This window comes from Nitrospiraceae bacterium, assembly GCA_035623075.1.
GTDB lineage: Bacteria > Nitrospirota > Nitrospiria > Nitrospirales > Nitrospiraceae > DASPUC01.
The window spans coordinates 85,375-102,858 of sequence record DASPUC010000029.1 but is presented as its reverse complement, the minus strand read 5'-3'; the positions used below and the strand labels follow the sequence as shown (position 1 = coordinate 102,858).

18 protein-coding genes and 1 riboswitch are annotated in these 17,484 nt (G+C 56.1%); of the genes, 11 read left to right on the top strand and 7 right to left on the bottom strand.

Features of this window, described 5'->3' with window-relative positions; all coding sequences use genetic code 11:
- Positions 1-69: 69 nt before the first annotated feature.
- From VEI50_10610 to VEI50_10590, 5 genes are all read left to right on the top strand, one after another.
- Positions 70-891, top strand: coding sequence for a ComF family protein (locus tag VEI50_10610; GenBank protein ID HXX75569.1), 822 nt, complete (start codon positions 70-72; stop codon positions 889-891).
- 3 nt (positions 892-894) lie between these two features.
- Positions 895-1,239 (top strand): zinc ribbon domain-containing protein, encoded by a 345-nt coding sequence (locus VEI50_10605; GenBank protein HXX75568.1) that lies wholly within the window; start codon positions 895-897, stop codon positions 1,237-1,239.
- A gap of 112 nt (positions 1,240-1,351) precedes the next feature.
- Positions 1,352-1,549 carry a helix-turn-helix domain-containing protein gene (locus tag VEI50_10600; GenBank protein HXX75567.1) on the top strand — a complete coding sequence of 66 codons (198 nt, stop codon included), beginning with the start codon at positions 1,352-1,354 and terminating at the stop codon, positions 1,547-1,549.
- Between the two features lie 16 nt (positions 1,550-1,565).
- On the top strand, positions 1,566-2,006 hold the full coding sequence (mraZ, locus tag VEI50_10595) for a division/cell wall cluster transcriptional repressor MraZ (protein HXX75566.1): 441 nt from the start codon (positions 1,566-1,568) through the stop codon (positions 2,004-2,006).
- A 190-nt stretch (positions 2,007-2,196) separates the two neighbouring features.
- Positions 2,197-2,592: a RusA family crossover junction endodeoxyribonuclease gene (locus tag VEI50_10590; GenBank protein HXX75565.1), complete on the top strand. Its 396-nt coding sequence runs from the start codon at positions 2,197-2,199 to the stop codon at positions 2,590-2,592.
- Between the two features lie 52 nt (positions 2,593-2,644).
- On the opposite strand, the gene VEI50_10585 is transcribed toward VEI50_10590, so the two are convergent.
- From VEI50_10585 to VEI50_10570, 4 genes are all read right to left on the bottom strand, one after another.
- Positions 2,645-3,880 (bottom strand): ABC transporter permease, encoded by a 1,236-nt coding sequence (locus VEI50_10585; protein HXX75564.1) that lies wholly within the window; start codon positions 3,878-3,880, stop codon positions 2,645-2,647.
- A 7-nt stretch (positions 3,881-3,887) separates the two neighbouring features.
- Positions 3,888-4,601, bottom strand: coding sequence for an ABC transporter ATP-binding protein (locus tag VEI50_10580; GenBank protein HXX75563.1), 714 nt, complete (start codon positions 4,599-4,601; stop codon positions 3,888-3,890).
- 149 nt (positions 4,602-4,750) lie between these two features.
- Positions 4,751-6,016, bottom strand: a complete 1,266-nt coding sequence (locus VEI50_10575; GenBank protein HXX75562.1) for an efflux RND transporter periplasmic adaptor subunit — start codon at positions 6,014-6,016, stop codon at positions 4,751-4,753.
- 159 nt (positions 6,017-6,175) lie between these two features.
- On the bottom strand, positions 6,176-6,874 hold the full coding sequence (locus VEI50_10570) for a helix-hairpin-helix domain-containing protein (GenBank protein ID HXX75561.1): 699 nt from the start codon (positions 6,872-6,874) through the stop codon (positions 6,176-6,178).
- A gap of 274 nt (positions 6,875-7,148) precedes the next feature.
- On the opposite strand from VEI50_10570, the gene VEI50_10565 reads away from it, so the two are divergent.
- Together VEI50_10565 and VEI50_10560 are read left to right on the top strand one after the other, a co-directional pair.
- Positions 7,149-8,030 carry an undecaprenyl-diphosphate phosphatase gene (locus VEI50_10565; protein ID HXX75560.1) on the top strand — a complete coding sequence of 294 codons (882 nt, stop codon included), beginning with the start codon at positions 7,149-7,151 and terminating at the stop codon, positions 8,028-8,030.
- A 14-nt stretch (positions 8,031-8,044) separates the two neighbouring features.
- Positions 8,045-8,314: a DUF2024 family protein gene (locus tag VEI50_10560; protein ID HXX75559.1), complete on the top strand. Its 270-nt coding sequence runs from the start codon at positions 8,045-8,047 to the stop codon at positions 8,312-8,314.
- 199 nt (positions 8,315-8,513) lie between these two features.
- Here the strand turns inward: VEI50_10560 and lspA are convergent, their stop codons facing one another.
- From lspA to nadA, 3 genes are all read right to left on the bottom strand, one after another.
- Entirely contained in the window at positions 8,514-9,044 is a 531-nt protein-coding gene (lspA, locus tag VEI50_10555; protein ID HXX75558.1) for a signal peptidase II, read from the bottom strand.
- Entirely contained in the window at positions 9,041-11,848 is a 2,808-nt protein-coding gene (gene ileS, locus VEI50_10550) for an isoleucine--tRNA ligase (GenBank protein ID HXX75557.1), read from the bottom strand. Before ileS ends, lspA begins: the two co-directional genes overlap by 4 nt.
- Positions 11,849-12,002: 154 nt before the next feature.
- Positions 12,003-13,106: a quinolinate synthase NadA gene (gene nadA / locus VEI50_10545; GenBank protein HXX75556.1), complete on the bottom strand. Its 1,104-nt coding sequence runs from the start codon at positions 13,104-13,106 to the stop codon at positions 12,003-12,005.
- Between the two features lie 167 nt (positions 13,107-13,273).
- Positions 13,274-13,428, top strand: a riboswitch (TPP riboswitch).
- Between the two features lie 93 nt (positions 13,429-13,521).
- Here nadA and thiC point away from each other — a divergent pair.
- The 4 genes from thiC to VEI50_10525 all read left to right on the top strand — a co-directional run bounded on the left by thiC (position 13,522) and on the right by VEI50_10525 (position 17,444).
- On the top strand, positions 13,522-15,423 hold the full coding sequence (thiC, locus tag VEI50_10540) for a phosphomethylpyrimidine synthase ThiC (protein ID HXX75555.1): 1,902 nt from the start codon (positions 13,522-13,524) through the stop codon (positions 15,421-15,423).
- Positions 15,424-15,500: 77 nt separating this feature from the next.
- Positions 15,501-16,301, top strand: a complete 801-nt coding sequence (locus VEI50_10535; protein HXX75554.1) for a sulfide-dependent adenosine diphosphate thiazole synthase — start codon at positions 15,501-15,503, stop codon at positions 16,299-16,301.
- Positions 16,302-16,379: 78 nt separating this feature from the next.
- Positions 16,380-16,895, top strand: a complete 516-nt coding sequence (locus VEI50_10530; GenBank protein HXX75553.1) for a tetratricopeptide repeat protein — start codon at positions 16,380-16,382, stop codon at positions 16,893-16,895.
- Between the two features lie 129 nt (positions 16,896-17,024).
- Positions 17,025-17,444: a histidine kinase gene (locus VEI50_10525; protein HXX75552.1), complete on the top strand. Its 420-nt coding sequence runs from the start codon at positions 17,025-17,027 to the stop codon at positions 17,442-17,444.
- The last annotated feature ends 40 nt before the right edge of the window (positions 17,445-17,484 follow it).

Here is a 17,484-nt window from a genome sequence, read left to right as displayed (position 1 = left end):
CTTGACAGCACCGACGTCTTCTCTTAGAAGATTCCCTCGACCGCATCATCCGCTTGGGAGTCGTTCATCATGGATTATGTCGGTATGGCAGGCCGAATATTCGGGCTCTACCGCGAAGCTCTACGATTCCTGTTACCGGTCGAATGCGCCGCCTGTGGACGTCCACTCAGCACCGACCCAATTCCTTTCTTTTGTCAAGCTTGCTGGTACCGCATTGCCCCGTTTCGCCAGCCCTCTTGTGCGCGTTGTGATCAACCGTTCGTCTCGGAATCCGCAACCTCTTATACGCCGGATCGCCACTGCCAAGATTGTGAGAAGCACCCTCCGGCGTACGAACGGGCCTGGACGCTATACCCTTATGTTCCGCCGCTGCAACATGCCATTCGCCTATTTAAATATCGAGGGAAAGTCGCGCTGGCTCGGCCACTGGCTGATCTGATGATTGCAGCTTTGCCGAAGAATCTCGACTTTGACATCATGCTCCCCGTGCCGTTGCACCAAGGCAGGCTCCGCGCTCGCGAATTCAATCAATCGCTGTTACTGGCTGATCACATCGCGCGGCACCTGACCTGGCGGGTTTCCGCTGACAATCTGGTGCGTATGGTCGCGACAGAGCCTCAAACCACACTGTCTCGTCGGGCCCGTTTGCGAAATCTGCGCAAGACATTTGCTGTCCGCGAGCCTCGCGGAATCATCGATCAACGCATTCTCCTGATCGACGATGTCTATACGACGGGAACAACCGTCAACGAATGTGCCAAGGCACTCAAAAAAGTAGGAGTCGCCTCGGTGACAGTCCTGACGTTAGCCCGGACGGTCGATGCCAGCCTGGTTCCCGATCATATTTTCGCTGAACACGCGCCGTCTTCGTTAACGGCTTTCGGAGTGTGAGACATGCCGATTTACGAATATCGCTGCCTCGCCTGCCAGAAACGGAACACGATTCTGGTCCTGAGCCTCGCGAAGCAATCAGCACTGTCTTGCAAACACTGTGGCAGCGTTAAACTCGAACGTCTGATGTCCAGGTTTGCGGCGCCGAAGTCCGAGGAAGCCCGCATCGAGGCGCTTGCCGATCCCAGCAATCTCGGTGATCTTGACGAAAGCGACCCACAAAGCATGGAACGGTTCATGCGAAAGATGGGACGAGAAATGGGCGAAGACTTCGGCGACGATTTGTCAAGAGGTATGGAGCCTGATCAAACCGATCTGTCGGAATCAGGTGATACTGACAGTCTCTGACAGAGATTGTCATCTATTTTCACTTGACAGATCCGCTGTTTTCCCCTACCCTCCGCACAAAGCGCGGGGAGTCTTGTGAGGCCCATGAGCAATTTACAACTGTGGTTCTACCATGGCCAAAGAGCCCAAGAGCGAAATCATGACGGCGGAAGAGACGTGCCGCTATTTGAAGATCACCCAGCGGACACTCTACCGCTACTTGCGCAGCCGCCAGATTCCTGCCTTCAAGCTCGGGAAAGAATGGCGATTTGTGCGCTCGGATCTGGAACAATGGATTCGCGATCGAATCAGGAGCCCGCTCGCCTCGTGAAGGAGACGACCCACTGATGTTCGCCGGTGAATACCTCTGCAAAGTCGATGAGAAGGGCCGGTTCATCGTCCCATCACCCATTCGCGAGCAAGTCGAGTCGGATGGACAGGCGGTGGTCTTTCTCAAAGGGCCCGAAGAATCGATTCTCATTTACTCGATGAAGGAGTGGGAGAAGGTTCTCGAACGAACGAAGACCACGCTGGACGAGGACCAGAGTCGACTCTTCATGCACTTTGTCGTATCCGAAGCCGGCACGTCAGAAATCGACAAGGCCGGCCGCATACTGATACCCGGACGGCTCAGGAAACTCGTCCCGCTGGACGAAGACCAGGAGATTATCCTCGTCGGCCTGTACCATCGCATGGAGATCTGGAACCCGAGCGAATGGCGCCGCTACATCGCACGCTCCGAAGATCGATACGAGCAAAACATGGCCAAGATTCTCAATCTCCTCTGACCTGTCGCGCATGCCCACCTTTCGGCAACCGATCCGAATTTCTGCATCAAGACTTCCCGCCTCCCTCGTTTCCCTTCAGAATCCACGATCGAGACCCGCGCGCGCGCGCGCGAAGTTCGTGCAGAAATCCTCCAGATCAATCTCCTTCTCCCCTCAGAGTACGGCCTCACTGACCAATCCCCATGCCGTCATGCTGACATTACCAGTGCCTCCTAGCGTGAATCACCAATATGCCACCGTCAATGGACGCCGGCTGCTTTCCTCCGCAGGTCGTGCCTACAAAGCCCATGTGGGACAATTGGTCTGGCTGGCCTTGACGCAATCAACACTCCGATCTAGTTTGCTGTCGCGGCTCAAGTCGGAATCGCTGGCGCTCTCGATTCGATTCTATTTCACCTCGGCACTGCGTCGGGATGTCGATGGCGGGCTCAAGATCGCACAGGATGCGCTCTGCGAAGGGCTGGGGATTAACGACAACCGCATCGTCGAAACTCATCTCTATAAAAATGTCGATAAAGCCAATCCGCGCATCGAAGTCCTGCTCTCGACGATGCGCAACACATCACATAGTCTCGTGACCGAGTAGAGCGATCCTGCCGCGCTGCCATTCTGCGGATGGCCCGGGAGAGGGAGATGTATTATTCGTAGCGTAAGGCTTCGATGGGGTTCAGCCGAGCAGCTTTATTGGCAGGGTAAAGGCCGAAGAAGAGCCCGACAACGAGAGAGAAGAAAAACGCGGTCGTCACCACATTGACGGAAATAATCGTCGGCCAGCCCGCCACCACCGTTGTGAGCTTAGCACCGACGATCCCAACCAGGATACCAACGATCCCGCCCACCAGGCTCAGGGTCATCGCTTCAATCAGAAATTGCATCACGATGTGCCGGCGTTTCGCGCCCACTGCCATTCGAACACCGATCTCCTTGGTTCGCTCCGTCACCGACACCAATAGGATATTCATGATACCAATGCCGCCGACCAGCAGGGAGACTGAGGCGATTGCAAACAACATCATCGTCAATGTTTGACTCGTGCCTTCCTGCACCTTCCCAATATCGACTTGTGTCCGGACCGTGAAATCGTCGCCCTGGTCCAGCTGGAGCCGATGCCGGGCTCGGATCACCTCTCGAATCTGCTCGACAGCCTCCGGCAGGTCTTCGGTTCGGTCCGTCGATGCGAACAGCGACCCCACGGAGCCGATGAACCATGTCCCAAAGACCTTGCGCTCCGCCGTACTGAAGGGAATGAAAATCACATCATCTTGATCCGATCCCTGCGCGGACTGGCCCTTGGGAGCAAGCACACCAATAATCCGGAACGGCACGTTTTTGATTCGGATGACTGCCCCAACCGGCTCCTCACCCGGATCGAAGAGGTTCTCTGCGACCGTCTGGCCGATCAGCGCGACACGTGCCGCACTGTCCAAGTCTGCCTGCGTGAAGGGCCCGCCACTGGTGAAGGACCAATCGCGGATGGTCAGATAGCTCGGTGAAACCCCGTTGATCGTCCCGTTCCAATTCCGATTCCCATTCACGATTTGCATCACATCACGTTTGGCCCAGCCCGTGTCGACCAGCAACGGAATCCGTTTCTTCAATTCGATCGCATCAGATACCGTCAGGGTCACTGCGCTCCCCTGGGCCCCTCGAACCCCACTCGCTGTCGTTGCGCCGGGCCACATGATGATCACGTTGGTCCCCATCGTCGCAATCTGCGCCTGGACCGCACGCTTGGCCCCTTCTCCGATGCTCACCATCGCAATCACCGCAGCAACCCCGATGACGATACCGAGCATCGTCAGTCCGGCGCGCAAGCGATTGCGCCCAAGGATCCTGATCGCGGTGACCACGGTGAGCCATACGAACGCCGGCATCTATGCCTCAAACGACACTCGAAGGGGGACGCGCTTTCGTCATCCGGTCGCTCAACACCTGTCCGTCCTTGATCGTAACTTCTCGCGAGGCATAAGCGGCGATTTCCGGTTCATGTGTGACCAGGATGATCGTCAGACCTTCCTCCCGATTCAGTTTGTCCAAAATTCCCATGATTTCCTGACTCGACTGCGTATCCAGGTTTCCGGTCGGCTCATCAGCAAGGAGTATGGAAGGTGAAGTCACCAACGCTCGCGCGATTGCGACTCGTTGTTGCTGTCCACCAGACAACTGTGTCGGATAATGGTGTTCTCTCCCCCGCAGCCCGACCCGCTCTAAGGCCGCCGCGGCCTGTCCTCGCTGTTCCTTGAGCGACAGCTTGCGATAGAACAACGGAAGCTGGGCATTCTCAAGCGCACTCGTCCGAGGAATCAGATTGAAGCTCTGAAACACAAATCCGATCTGCCGATTTCGAATGTCGGCCAACTGATCGGGTCGTAGATGACTCACGTCGGCTCCGTTCAACCAATAGTGCCCTCTCGTCGGTTGGTCGAGGCAGCCGATGATGTTCATGAGCGTCGATTTGCCGGACCCGGATGACCCCATGATCGCGACGAACTCTTCCTGGTCGATCATGAGACTCAGACCGCGCAGTGCGTGAACTTCGACGTCTCCGACGGAATAAATCTTCCAGATGTTGTCGCACGCGATCAGGGGAGGCATCGTTACTTCACCGTCAGAACTCTCTCGACTATTAGTTCATACGAGGTCTGCAGGCTGGGATGGTGTAGCCATCCCCCGATCCGGCGATGTTTCATCTGGCTGTGAAAGTCGGTGAGTACGGGCCGGAATGATCCGCTTCCATGGTTCCGTTACATGCCCCGGTCACGAGACCGTCGCTGCCCTCCACTCCCGAACCCTGGAGGTAAATCGCTTGCTTTTCGTTCCCCTCGAAGCTGCTCGATCCCGACGATGACTTCATCCCCTTCAGATAAGGAGCCTGAGACAAGTTCTGTTGCAGTTCCATCGGAAATCCCGGTCTGCACCTGAATGGATTCCAGCTCTCCGTCTGGTCCCTGTTTCCAGACCGAGCGATTCGTCGATAGAAGACTCCCACTAGGTGACGAACCAGGCTGGTTCGAGGAGGTTCGTACTGGTTTGCCTTCATGACCGACCTGGTCAGCTCGCGGGGGTACGAACCGCAATGCCGCATTCGGTATCTTGAGCACGTCTTCCTTCTGGGCGACCACGATCGAAACGTTCGCCGTCATTCCCGGCTTCAGCCTCAGATCTTGATTATCAACCTTGACCACGACGTTGTACGTCACGACGTTTTGCACGTTAATGGGAGCCAGCCGAACTTGTCGAATGGTCCCGAAAAACCGTTGGCCCGGATAGGCATCAACCGTGAACGTAGCTTCTTTGCCTTCCGTCATCCCACCGATGTCCGATTCGCTGACATTCGTATCAACCTGCATCTTTGTCAGGTCCAACGCGATTAGAAAGAGATTTGGCGTCGCAAAACTCGCTGCGACAGTCTGGCCGACTTCGACATTTCTGGCAACCACGATGCCATTGACCGGTGAACGAATAACCGTATACTTGAGGTCCAATTCCGCCGCATTCAGCGCCGCTTCGGCGTGCTTCACCTGCGCCACGACGAGGTTGACCTGCGCCTCAGCGCCCTGAAAATTCGTCAAGGCAATGTCCACGTCATTTTCTGAGACAAACTGTTGGGCTACGAGTGACTTAGCCCGGTCCAGTTCGCGTTTGCGCTGCGAGAGGTCCGTCCTCGCTCGAGCCGCATTCGCCTTAACCATTTCCAGATTACTGGCGGCCTGATCCCTGCGAGCCTTGAACGGCTCCGGATCGATCACAGCCACGACATCGCCCGCCTTCACCACAGAATTGAAATCGGCGTGTAGACTCTTGACCATTCCCGACACCTGAGTGCCGACTTGAACTGAGACGACAGGATTGATCATGCCAGTGGCCGTCACTAATGACACGACTGTTCCCCGTTCGATTGAGGCGAATCGATAACGAATAGGGGCTTTCCGTTCCCCGTTGAAGAAAACATAGCCTCCGATGACCAATCCGATCGTCAGGACGCCGACAATAAGCACCAGCCGCCGCATATCTCAGGCCTCTCGCCAACCACGTAAACCGCGTGCATTGTACCAAGAACTGAAGGCGGAATCATTCAACGCCGATCGCACTTGGCCGCCCCAAAAACAGACAGGCCGCCCGCCACTCGGCGGACGGCCTGTCTCACTCATTCGTTCATCGATCGTTCGTTAGGGATTGACGCTGATCCGATCTTTGATCATGTCGAAGGTCTCTTTCGGCACAACATTCTTCGCCACCAATTCGCCCTTGACCCGGTATGGGCGGTTGGCAACGATACGATCCGCCATATCTTTTGATAGCCCCAGAGCGAGGACCATATCACTCGCGGTCGCTCGATTGAGGTTCACGGAAGACGACGCAGCTGCAGGTGCGTTCATTGCTGAGGGAGCGACCATCGGCGGCGATGGTGGATTGGCTGTCGTCGGAGGCAACGTCCCTGTGACAGGCTGGGAACGCTCTTTGAGTTCCTTCTGATAGCGCGCCACCAAGGACTTCAGCGTTTCGTTGTGTCGCTTGACGTCTTCATACTCGGCGCGAACCGCACGATTCTGAGCGGCCAACTGCTTGACCCTGTCTTCCAGTTCCTTGGTTCGGGTTTCAATGCCACTGCGTTCCTTGTCTCGTCCATGCTGTATGCGTTCCAACTCATCATGGGCGGCTTGCGCATCATTGCTGAACTTGACGTTGAGTTCTTTCAGCGTCTTGACCTGCTGTTCCAAAGCACTTTTCTGCGCCCGAGTGGTGGCCAATTCAGTCTTAGCCACATCAGCTTCACTCAGGGCTTCTTGGTACTTCCGGTCGCTGACGCACCCCACCGCTGCAACTGCGCCGACTACAGCGACCGCCGCCATCCACACACGTGCCATGCGAACCTCCCTCCCACCATTCGTGGCCTCTCAAGATTCCAATGTATCTCTCAGTATTGATGAACGCAATCAAGAATGCTGCTACCGGTAATAATACTGTTGTGTGTATGCCAAGCGCTCGGATTTGTCAATACATTTAAGGGCTTGGTTGCATGCGATCGCCATATGCACAATGCCACCGAAAGAATTTTTCTGGTTTGCTTGACGGACCGGTTCCTGTCTGTGAATATGCGCGAGTCATGCCAACCATAAGAGCTTTTGCCTTCTGGAACACATGATGAACGAGTGGGGCCCAGGGCTTGCGACCATCCTCGGCATTGTGGAAGGGTTGACGGAATTTCTTCCGGTTTCCTCCACCGGCCATCTCATCCTCGCTGGACATGCGCTCGGCTTCGACGGCGAGATCGCCGCCAGCGCCGAGATTTCGATCCAGCTGGGCGCCATCCTTGCTGTCATCGCCTACGAACGACGGAAACTGGCATCCATGTTTGGACAGGCCTTGAGGGAGCAACAAGATGCCTCTGCGATGTTCCGCAATCGCGGGACAACGTCATGGTCGGCTCTTGTACAGAAGTCGTGGTCGATTCACCGCAATCTCTGGTTCATTCTCGGCCTCGGACTTGCCTTTTTGCCGGCGGCAGCAATCGGATTTTTCACCCACGCTTGGATCAAGGGCCATTTGTTTACAGCTCAAACCGTGGCAATCTCCTCTATTATCGGTGGATTCATCATTCTCGCTGTCGAGGCGCGCCACAATCAGGCTCGGGTCCTGCAGCTTGAACAGGTGAACTTGGCCTCGGCGTTTTGGATCGGCGTGGCCCAATGCGCCTCATTGATCCCGGGCATGTCCCGTTCCGGCTCGACGATTGTTGGTGGTCTTTTGGTGGGACTCGATCGCAAGATCGCGACCGAATATTCATTCTTGTTGGCCCTACCCACCCTGATCGTCGCGACATGTTATCAAATGTGGAAATCGCGGGATCTTTTCCGACAGGAGGACTATCTGGCGCTCGTCATCGGGATGGTAGTCTCGTTCGTCGTTGCGTGGGTCATCATCGCGGCATTCCTCTCATTCGTCAAACACCATACGCTTCGACCCTTCGCGTACTATCGCATCGTGATGGGTATCGTGGTGTTCTACATTTTCGGATTGTAGAGGAAGAGCGGATCATGGCCGATGCTCGCTCCGATACCGTTCACGTGTACGACACCTGGGTGAAAGGGAAGAAGGGACTTTTGCATTTCGATGTGATGACCACTGACGAAGCAACGGCGCTAACGCTGGCCAAGCAATACCTGGCAAGTATCGGGGAGGCCGACGTTCCGGTGACACTCAAGGAGTGCCAATTCTGCCACAGCGAGCCGCTTGTGATGTTTTCAGCCGAACAGCAACGACAATTCCGTGAGCAAGGTGGGTTTATCGTGAGCTTGCCGGCCTAGGAGGTTGCTGACAAACTATGGTGATACTCGAGATAAGGAAACGCGAGCGATCACATACCGAGCCCGCAAACCCCTCAGGCTGATCACAATGGCCGTCCAGCAAGGCCGCAGCGAGCGAAGAGGCGACGCGTACTCTGTGCCCTACGTTGAGCCTCTGACCGCTGAGAGAACGCCGCTGGCGGACTTTTTCAACAGCCTGCTAGCTATTGGCCGACGACGGACTCTCAGACGAGACTTGCCGCGCCTCTTTCTTTTCAAACGCGAAGTGAACGATGAGGAAAACCACTCCCACGCTGATCGCCGAATCGGCAACGTTGAAGGCCGGCCAGTGATAGGCATCGATATAGACATCCAGAAAGTCGATTACCTCGCCGTACTGTAGCCGATCCACCAAATTTCCGATCGCGCCCCCCAGAATCCCCGCGATACTCAATTGCCCGGTCCAATCACGTGCGGGAAGCCGCACCAGGATCGTTCCCAGTAAGGCCAGGGCAAACAGTGATGTGACTCCAAAAAACAACGTGCGAAACGCATTGCTGCTCCCAGCGAGCAAGCCGAACGCCGCTCCAGGATTCCGGATGTACGTGAGGCTGAACAAATTGGGAATGATGGGAATCGATTCATGCAACCGCATGTTCTGCATAATCGAAAGCTTCGTCAGCTGATCGACGACGATAACCGTACCGGCCACCAGCGCAAGAAGGAGATAGCGGAAGGTCGGTTTTGTCACCGAATAGCCTCCACGCAACGATCGCAGAGGGTCGGATGGGTGGCATCCTTGCCGACGGCCTCGCGATAATTCCAGCAGCGCTCGCACTTGGCGAATAGGGATTTGGTTACTGTGACGGCTAAATCTTGTTCCGTCCGGGACTGCTGGGTCAGGGTAACTTGTGACACAATAAAGACGGTGCTCAAATCCGCGGCCATGGGTTTGAGAAACTCGTAGGTCTTTGCATCTGCGAGCAGGGTCACATGGGCCTCAAGTGACGAGCCAATCAGCTTTTCCCGTCGACTCGTTTCAAGGACACCCTGCACACGTTCTCGCACCGACAAGAGTTTCTCCCAGCGTTGCGCTAACTGACCATCGGCCCACGTACGATCTGCTTCAGGGAAGGCGGAAAGGTGAACGCTCATATTGTTTCCCTCGGGCTGGGGATGCAACGCACGCCAGATTTCATCGGCCGTAAAGCTCAACACCGGCGCCATCAGTTTTGTCAATGCGGTCACAATTTCCAAGAACACGGTCTGGGATCCGCGTCGCAACGGCGAATCTGCGCGGAAGGTATAAAGCCGGTCTTTCAAGATGTCCAGGTAGACTGCGCTCAGGTCGACCGAGCAGAAATTATTCAGTGCGTGGAAGATCGTATGGAACTCGAAGGTCTCATACGACTGCTTTACTCGTGGAATGAGCTCAGCCAATCGTGTCAGCGCCCAGCGGTCCAGCTCAGGTAGCTGCTCATAGGCGACCCGATGGGTCGTCGGGTCGAAGTCATAAAGATTGCTCAAGAGAAACCGGCAGGTGTTCCGAATCTTGCGGTAGGCTTCGATGAGGTGATTGAGAATTTCTGGTGAGATCCGGAGGTCATCGCGATAATCCTGCGCCGCCACCCACAGGCGCAAGATTTCCGCTCCGGATTGTTTGATCACATCCTGCGGCGCGACCACGTTCCCCGCCGACTTCGACATCTTCTTCCCCTGCCCATCGAGGACAAATCCATGGGTCAAGACCGCTCGATAGGGAGCACGTCGATCCGTCACTACTCCAGCCAGCAAGGCACTGTGAAACCACCCGCGATGCTGGTCGGACCCTTCAAGGTACAAATCGGCCGGCCACCATTTCCTCTCCTTGAGGACCGCCGCATAGCTGACCCCTGACTCAAACCACACATCCAGGATATCTCGCTCCTTTTCAAAGTCGGTCTTCCCACACTTCGGACATGTGGTGCCGGTCGGCAAGAGGCCTGACGCCGATCGTTCGAACCAGACGTCGGCTCCGTGCTTCTCAACCAAAGTTGCGATGTGTTCGATAACTCGAACATCGGCAAGCACGTGGCGACAGGCAATACAGGTGAAGCCGGGGATCGGCACTCCCCAGACACGCTGACGTGATAAACACCAATCCGGCCTGTTGGCGATCATGCCGTTGATGCGATCCTTGCCCCATGGAGGAATCCATTGTACGCGATCGATTTCAGCGAGCGCGGCCTTGCGAAGTTCGTTGATGTCCATCGACACGAACCATTGTTCGGTCGCTCGAAAGATGACCGGACTTTTGCATCGCCAACAGTGAGGATAAGAATGACTCAGCGTGTCGTGACCGAGGAGGCGCCCGTTCTGTTTCAGACGTTCTACGATTCCGGGATTCGCCTTGAACACGTGTTGCCCGGAAAACTCGGCAACCACTTCCGTGAACCGGCCTGCATCATCCACTGGCGCGAGAATCTCCAACCGTTCTCCCACTGATGCCTTGGCGTTGTGTTCCAACACCAGGAGGTAGTCCTCCATCCCGTGGCCTGGTGCAATGTGCACACAACCGGTGCCTTGATCGAGCGTGACGAAATCGCCGAGGAGCACTGGTGAGAGACCGGTCGTCAACGGGCGCTGTGTCTCGAGACCTTCGAACCCTTCGCGACCTTTCTTCACGGCAAGGACCTTCACCTGCTCCAGCTTGCAGGCTTTGGCCACGCTATCTAGGAGATTGTGGGCGATGACCAGTACTTCGTTCCCGACCTGAGCGAATGCATAATCGATGTCCGTATGGAGACAGACAGCCTGGTTGGCCGGGAGGGTCCAGGGCGTCGTCGTCCAGATCACAATCGACGTCGAACGTACTGCGGCAGGAATCGTGAGCCCGGAAAATCTTGAGTTCAGTGACGCTGGTGATCCGGCCACGGGGAACTTCACATAGATCGACGGCGATGTGTGATCTTCATACTCGACCTCTGCTTCGGCCAGAGCCGTCTGATCCTGCGTACACCACAGCACCGGCTTGAGTCCTTTGTAGACACCCCCTCGTTCGACAAATTGTCCGAACGCGCGAATGATCGCCGCCTCATAGGCCGGATTCATCGTGAGATAGGGATGCTGCCAGTCGCCCAGAACCCCCAACCGCTGAAATTCCTCGCGCTGAATCTTGTAGAACTTCTCTGCGTACTCGCGACAGAGACGTCGAATCGCCATGGCATCCAGCGTTTTCTTTTTCTCACCGAGATCTTTCAGGACCTGGTGCTCGATCGGTAATCCATGGCAATCCCATCCCGGCACGTAGGGAACCTGATAGCCGGCCATGGTCTTAGATTTCACAATGATGTCTTTGAGGATTTTGTTCAGCGCATGGCCGATGTGGATACGGCCGTTGGCATAGGGCGGACCATCATGGAGCAGATAGCGCTCCCGTCCCTTGCCCGCCTCCTGGATCTGCTCGTAGAGTCGTTGCTGGTTCCACGTGGCGAGCAATTCCGGCTCCCGCTGCGGGAGATTCGCCTTCATCGGAAAGTCGGTCTGGGGTAGATTGAGCGTTGCTTTGTAGTCCATGCTTTTGCCGGCCATAAAGCTGTCAGCCTTCAGCGATCAGCACGTCATCGGATGGTAATGGGAGGCTTCAGGCGTACCTGAATTGGAATATACCGGAATGAAGGTTGAGGGCACCAGCCCTTTCGCGAGCTTAGACGCCGACGGCTGGCACCGACTAACTAATCGCCATCATGCGGTCCAGCGCGATCTTTGCCCACCGTTTCTCATCGTCAGGAACGACGATGTGGTTCACGACGTGGCCTTCGGCGAGATTCTCCATCGCCCAGCAGAGATGCGCGGCATCGATACGAAACATCGTGGCGCATTGACAGACGGTCGAGGACAGAAAGAACACTTTCTTGTCGGCCAAGTCACGCTTCAGACGGTTGACGAGATTGAGTTCGGTTCCGACCGCCCAGGTCGTCCCGGCCGGAGCAGCGGACACGGTCTTGATAATAAACTCCGTCGAGCCAACCAAGTCGGCTTTATTGACCACGTCTTCGTGACATTCCGGATGCACAATCACTTTTCCGTCCGGATATTGCTTGCGGAAATTGTCCACGTGCACCGGCTGAAACATCTGATGCACGCTGCAATGGCCCTTCCACAGGATGAGCTTGGCTCGTTGGATCGCCTCACGGGTATTTCCGCCATGGGGCTGATAGGGATCCCAGATAATCATCTGCTCCCGCGGGATCCCCATCTTATTCGCAGTATTGCGACCGAGATGCTCATCGGGAAAGAAAAGAATCTTGTCTCGGCGGGCCCAGGACCATTCGATTACGGCCTTGGCGTTCGACGAGGTACAGGTGATTCCACCATGTTCGCCGCAAAAGGCTTTGAGCACCGCGGCGGAATTCACATAGACTGCCGGCATCACCGTCTCTTCGACAGGAAGAATACGCCCCAACGAATCCCAACATTGATCGACCTGCTCAATCGCGGCCATGTCCGCCATGGAGCATCCGGCTGCCATGTCCGGGAGAATCACCGTCTGCTTGGTGCGGCTCAGAATATCCGCCGTTTCCGCCATGAAATGGACCCCACAAAAGACGATATAGGGTCGTTCCGACCGCTCAGCAGCGAGCTTCGACAGCAGTAACGAGTCTCCACGAAAATCCGCATGCTCGATTACTTCATCCCGTTGATAATTATGGCCAAGAATCATGACCTGGTCCCCGAGCGAGCGTTTTGCTTCCGCTGTTCGGGCAAAGAGCTCCTCTGCGGACAGCTGCTGATAGTCCGTAATCGGTCTCGGAAGAGTCGATACTGCGTTCACGCGATCCTCCAGGGAAGTCCTGTGAAGGGTCATTCTACGATAGGGACCTGCCACAATCAACGCAGCGGCCTCCGCAAGGAAGTCCTAGCCCACGATGGTCCAACCGGCGCGATTCTGGTAGGCCTAATAACCCGTTGACTTCCCACCAGTCCAAGACTACGATTCTCTTCCATAGCTAGGGGTGCCAGACGGCTGAGAGTCCGATAGATCGGATGACCCTTAGGATCCTTCCGGGAAGACAGCTGGCGATGAGGCCAATCCCGGAGAGTCCTTGAAACCTGACCTGGGTAATACCAGCGTAGGGAAGCGGGAACAACGAGAACGACGTTGCCCTCTCAGCCGCACCTCTTGATCGAGGGTGCGGCTTTTTTATTGGAGCCGCTTCACAGCAGACCACAATGCGAAAGGATTTCCCATGAGTGAGCAGGCAACCACAAATGGCAGCGGGAAGAAAACGACAGCGGTCACCTTAACGACCGATCCCTTTCCCGCCTCGCAGAAGGTCTACATCAATGGTATACGGCCAGGCGTCCACGTGCCGATGCGTGAAATCCGTTTGACGCCGACCAAGTCCATGAACGGAGGCGTACCGAGCCAGAACGAACCGGTCACGGTCTATGACACATCAGGCCCTTACACCGATCCTTCCGTCACAATCGACCTGCGAACCGGGCTGAGGCCGCTCCGTCGTCAATGGGTCCTCAGCCGGCAGGATGTTGAGCAATTGCCCGATGTGTCGTCACAGTACGGCCGACTACGCGCAACGGACCCCAAACTGGCCGACCTTCGCTTTCAACATATTCGCAAGCCGCTTCGCGCCAAACCCGGCCGGAACGTCACACAACTCCACTACGCCCGCAAGGGCATCGTCACGCCGGAAATGGAATTTATCGCCATCCGTGAAAACCAGTCACGCGAAGTCGCACACGAGCTGGTTGCCCGGAACGGAAGCGGTGGCGGAGTCGCCCAGCACCCCGGTCAATCCTGGGGCGCGAGCATCCCCTCCACCATCACCCCGGAGTTTGTTCGTGATGAAGTCGCGCGCGGTCGCGCCATTGTCCCGGCCAACATCAATCACCCAGAAAGCGAGCCGATGATCATCGGCCGGAATTTTCTCGTGAAGATCAACGCCAACATCGGCAACTCGGCAGTGGCCTCGTCGATCGAGGAAGAAGTCGAGAAGATGATCTGGTCCATTCGCTGGGGCGCCGACACTGTCATGGATCTCTCAACCGGCAAAAACATTCACGAGACGCGCGAATGGATCATTCGCAATGCGCCGGTGCCGATCGGCACCGTCCCCATCTATCAGGCGCTCGAAAAGGTCGGCGGCAAGGCAGAAGACCTGACATGGGACATTTATCGTGACACGTTGATCGAACAGGCCGAACAAGGCGTCGATTATTTTACGATCCACGCAGGCGTGCGTCTCGCCTATGTGCCCCTGACCGCCGGACGGATGACCGGCATCGTGTCCCGCGGCGGATCCATCCACGCCAAGTGGTGTCTGGCCCATCATGAAGAGAACTTCGCCTATACTCACTTCGAAGAGATTTGCGAGATCATGAAGGCCTACGACGTGTCGTTCAGCCTCGGCGACGGATTACGTCCCGGTTCGATTGCAGACGCCAACGATGAAGCCCAGTTCGCCGAATTGGAGACGCTGGGAGAACTGACCAAGCTTGCCTGGAATCATGATGTACAGGTAATGATCGAAGGTCCGGGACATGTGCCCATGCACATGATCCAGGTCAACATGGAGAAGCAACTCAAGGCGTGCCACGAAGCGCCGTTCTACACGCTCGGCCCGCTCACGACCGATATCGCGCCCGGGTACGACCATATTACGTCGGGAATCGGTGCGGCGATGATCGGCTGGTACGGCTGTGCGATGCTCTGCTACGTCACACCGAAAGAACATCTTGGATTGCCCGATCGCGAGGACGTGAAAGCCGGTGTGATCGCCTACAAGATCGCCGCTCACGCCGCCGACTTAGCCAAGGGACATCCGGGCGCACAGATTCGCGACAACGCGCTCTCGAAAGCCCGCTTCGAATTCCGCTGGGAGGACCAGTTTAATTTGTCGCTCGATCCCGATACGGCCAAACAATTCCATGACGAAACCCTGCCGGACAACGCTGCCAAGGTCTCCCACTTCTGCTCGATGTGTGGACCGCATTTTTGTTCAATGAAGATTACGCAAGACGTGCGTGACTATGCCGCCAGTAAGCAGGTGAGTGAACAGCAGGCCATTCAGATTGGGATGAAAGAGAAGGCAGAAGAGTTCAAGAAAACGGGAGCGGAGATTTATCGATGAGAATAAGCTGTCAGCGGTTAGCCTTCAGCCGTTAGCTGAGAGCTGATTGCTGAAAGCTTTTTAGCTAGGGAGCGGATATGCCCAAGCCCAAACCAGCACCATTACGCGAACGAGACATTACCAGACAGATCGCACGGGAATACTACAAAGAATTCGATCAGCTGATTGAGAGCGACGTCATCATTGTGGGCGCCGGACCGTCCGGTCTGATTTGTGCGCATGATCTGGCCGATATGGGCTTCCGCACGGTGGTCGTGGAACAGAGCCTCGCCTTGGGTGGCGGCTTCTGGCACGGCGGCTATTTGATGAATAAGGCCACCATCTGTGCTCCGGCACACAAGATCCTCGAAGAGATCGGCGTCCCCTGCAAAAAGGTCAAAGACTGCGACGGCATGTATGTCGTCGATCCACCGCATGCGACCGGCGCGCTCGTGGCAGCAGCCTATCGGGGTGGAGCCAAGATCATGAATCTGACCAGAGTGGTCGATCTAATCCTTCGAAGAGACGGCGTGCTCGAAGGTGTGGTCGTCAACAATACAACGGCTGAGATGGCGGGACATGATATCATTCACGTCGATCCGATCGCGCTCGAGAGCAAAATCGTCGTGGACGCGACCGGCCATGATGCCGTCGTCGTGAACTTGTTGCACAAGCGGAATCTCTACACACCGGTACCAGGGAACGGGGCAATGTGGGTCTCCCGCTCAGAAGAGGATGTCATGGACCACACGGGCGAGGTCTATCCCAATTGCTTTGTCGTCGGCCTGGCCGTCGCTGCAGTCTATGGCACACCGCGGATGGGCCCGGCCTTCGGCTCGATGCTACTCTCCGGCCGCTACGGTGCGGAGTTGATTAAGAAGAAACTGAAGAACGAATAGCTGATTGCTGTCAGCAATCAGCCGTCAGCCTGAATAAATGCTGATCGCTGAGGGCTGATAGCTTCTCCGCCGATTACCATGGACGTACAAGATTTCCTGATACAGGGTGAAGGTCGCGAAGAAGACAAGCGCGAAGCATGGATGCTTTTCCAGCAAGCTTACGAGCATCAGATGAAAGGCGATCTGGAGGAGGCAGTCAGCCTCTATCGGCAATCGCTCGCGACCCATCCGACTGCGGAGGCGTACACGTTTCTCGGCTGGACGTACAGTTTCATGGGCCGGCTCGACGAAGCGATCGAAGAATGCCAGCGTGCAATCGCCTGCGATCCTGATTTCGGGAATCCCTACAACGACATCGGCGCCTATCTCATCGAGAAGGGGCAGCTCGACGAGGCGATTCCATGGTTTCAGAAAGCGATGCAGGCCAAACGCTATGAGAGCCCGGCCTTCCCCCATCTCAATGTGGGACGGGTCTACGAGCGCAAGGGCCGCTGGACCGAAGCCATCGATGCCTACAAACAGGCCCTCGTCTTGAACCCCGATTACGTCTTGGCGAAGAAGGCGCTCGGACGGCTGATCAGTTCATTGAACTGAAAGGATCTGTTTGGTTTATCTGGGTTGTTTGGTTTCTTTGGTTGAAGGAACAGAATCCGACCGAGACCGAAAAGACAATCCCTCGTAAACGAACCGAGCTACCTCAACCAGACAAACGGAACCAACCAGATGAACCAAACAAACCAGATAAACGAGAGAAACCAGAAAACCATTCTTGTCGCCGTCACCGATATTTTCTTCTATACGAAGGTGCGGGATGCTCTGCTGCCGAGAGGGTATCGGCTGGAAAAAGTTCGGGCCCAGCAAGACCTTGCTGAGAAGGCCTCCTCCATGAACCCCGACGCCGTGATCCTCAATATGAACGACGAGCCGCTGGATGCATTTCAAGCCCTCGAAACCCTTAAGGCCGACGTTCGTTTGAGAGCGATTCCCGTGCTGGCCTTTGCCAACCACGAAGAAGTGGAGACCTGGAACCGGGCCAAAGCCCTCGGCGTCAGCAAGATCGTGTCTCGGAATGAATTCTCGTCACGCACCAGGGATCTCGTGGAAGAAGTGGTCAATGGCGCGAGGCAAGGGGCGAGAGGCTAGAGGTGAAGTCCCTTTCCCCCTTGCCACTCGCCTCGCGCCC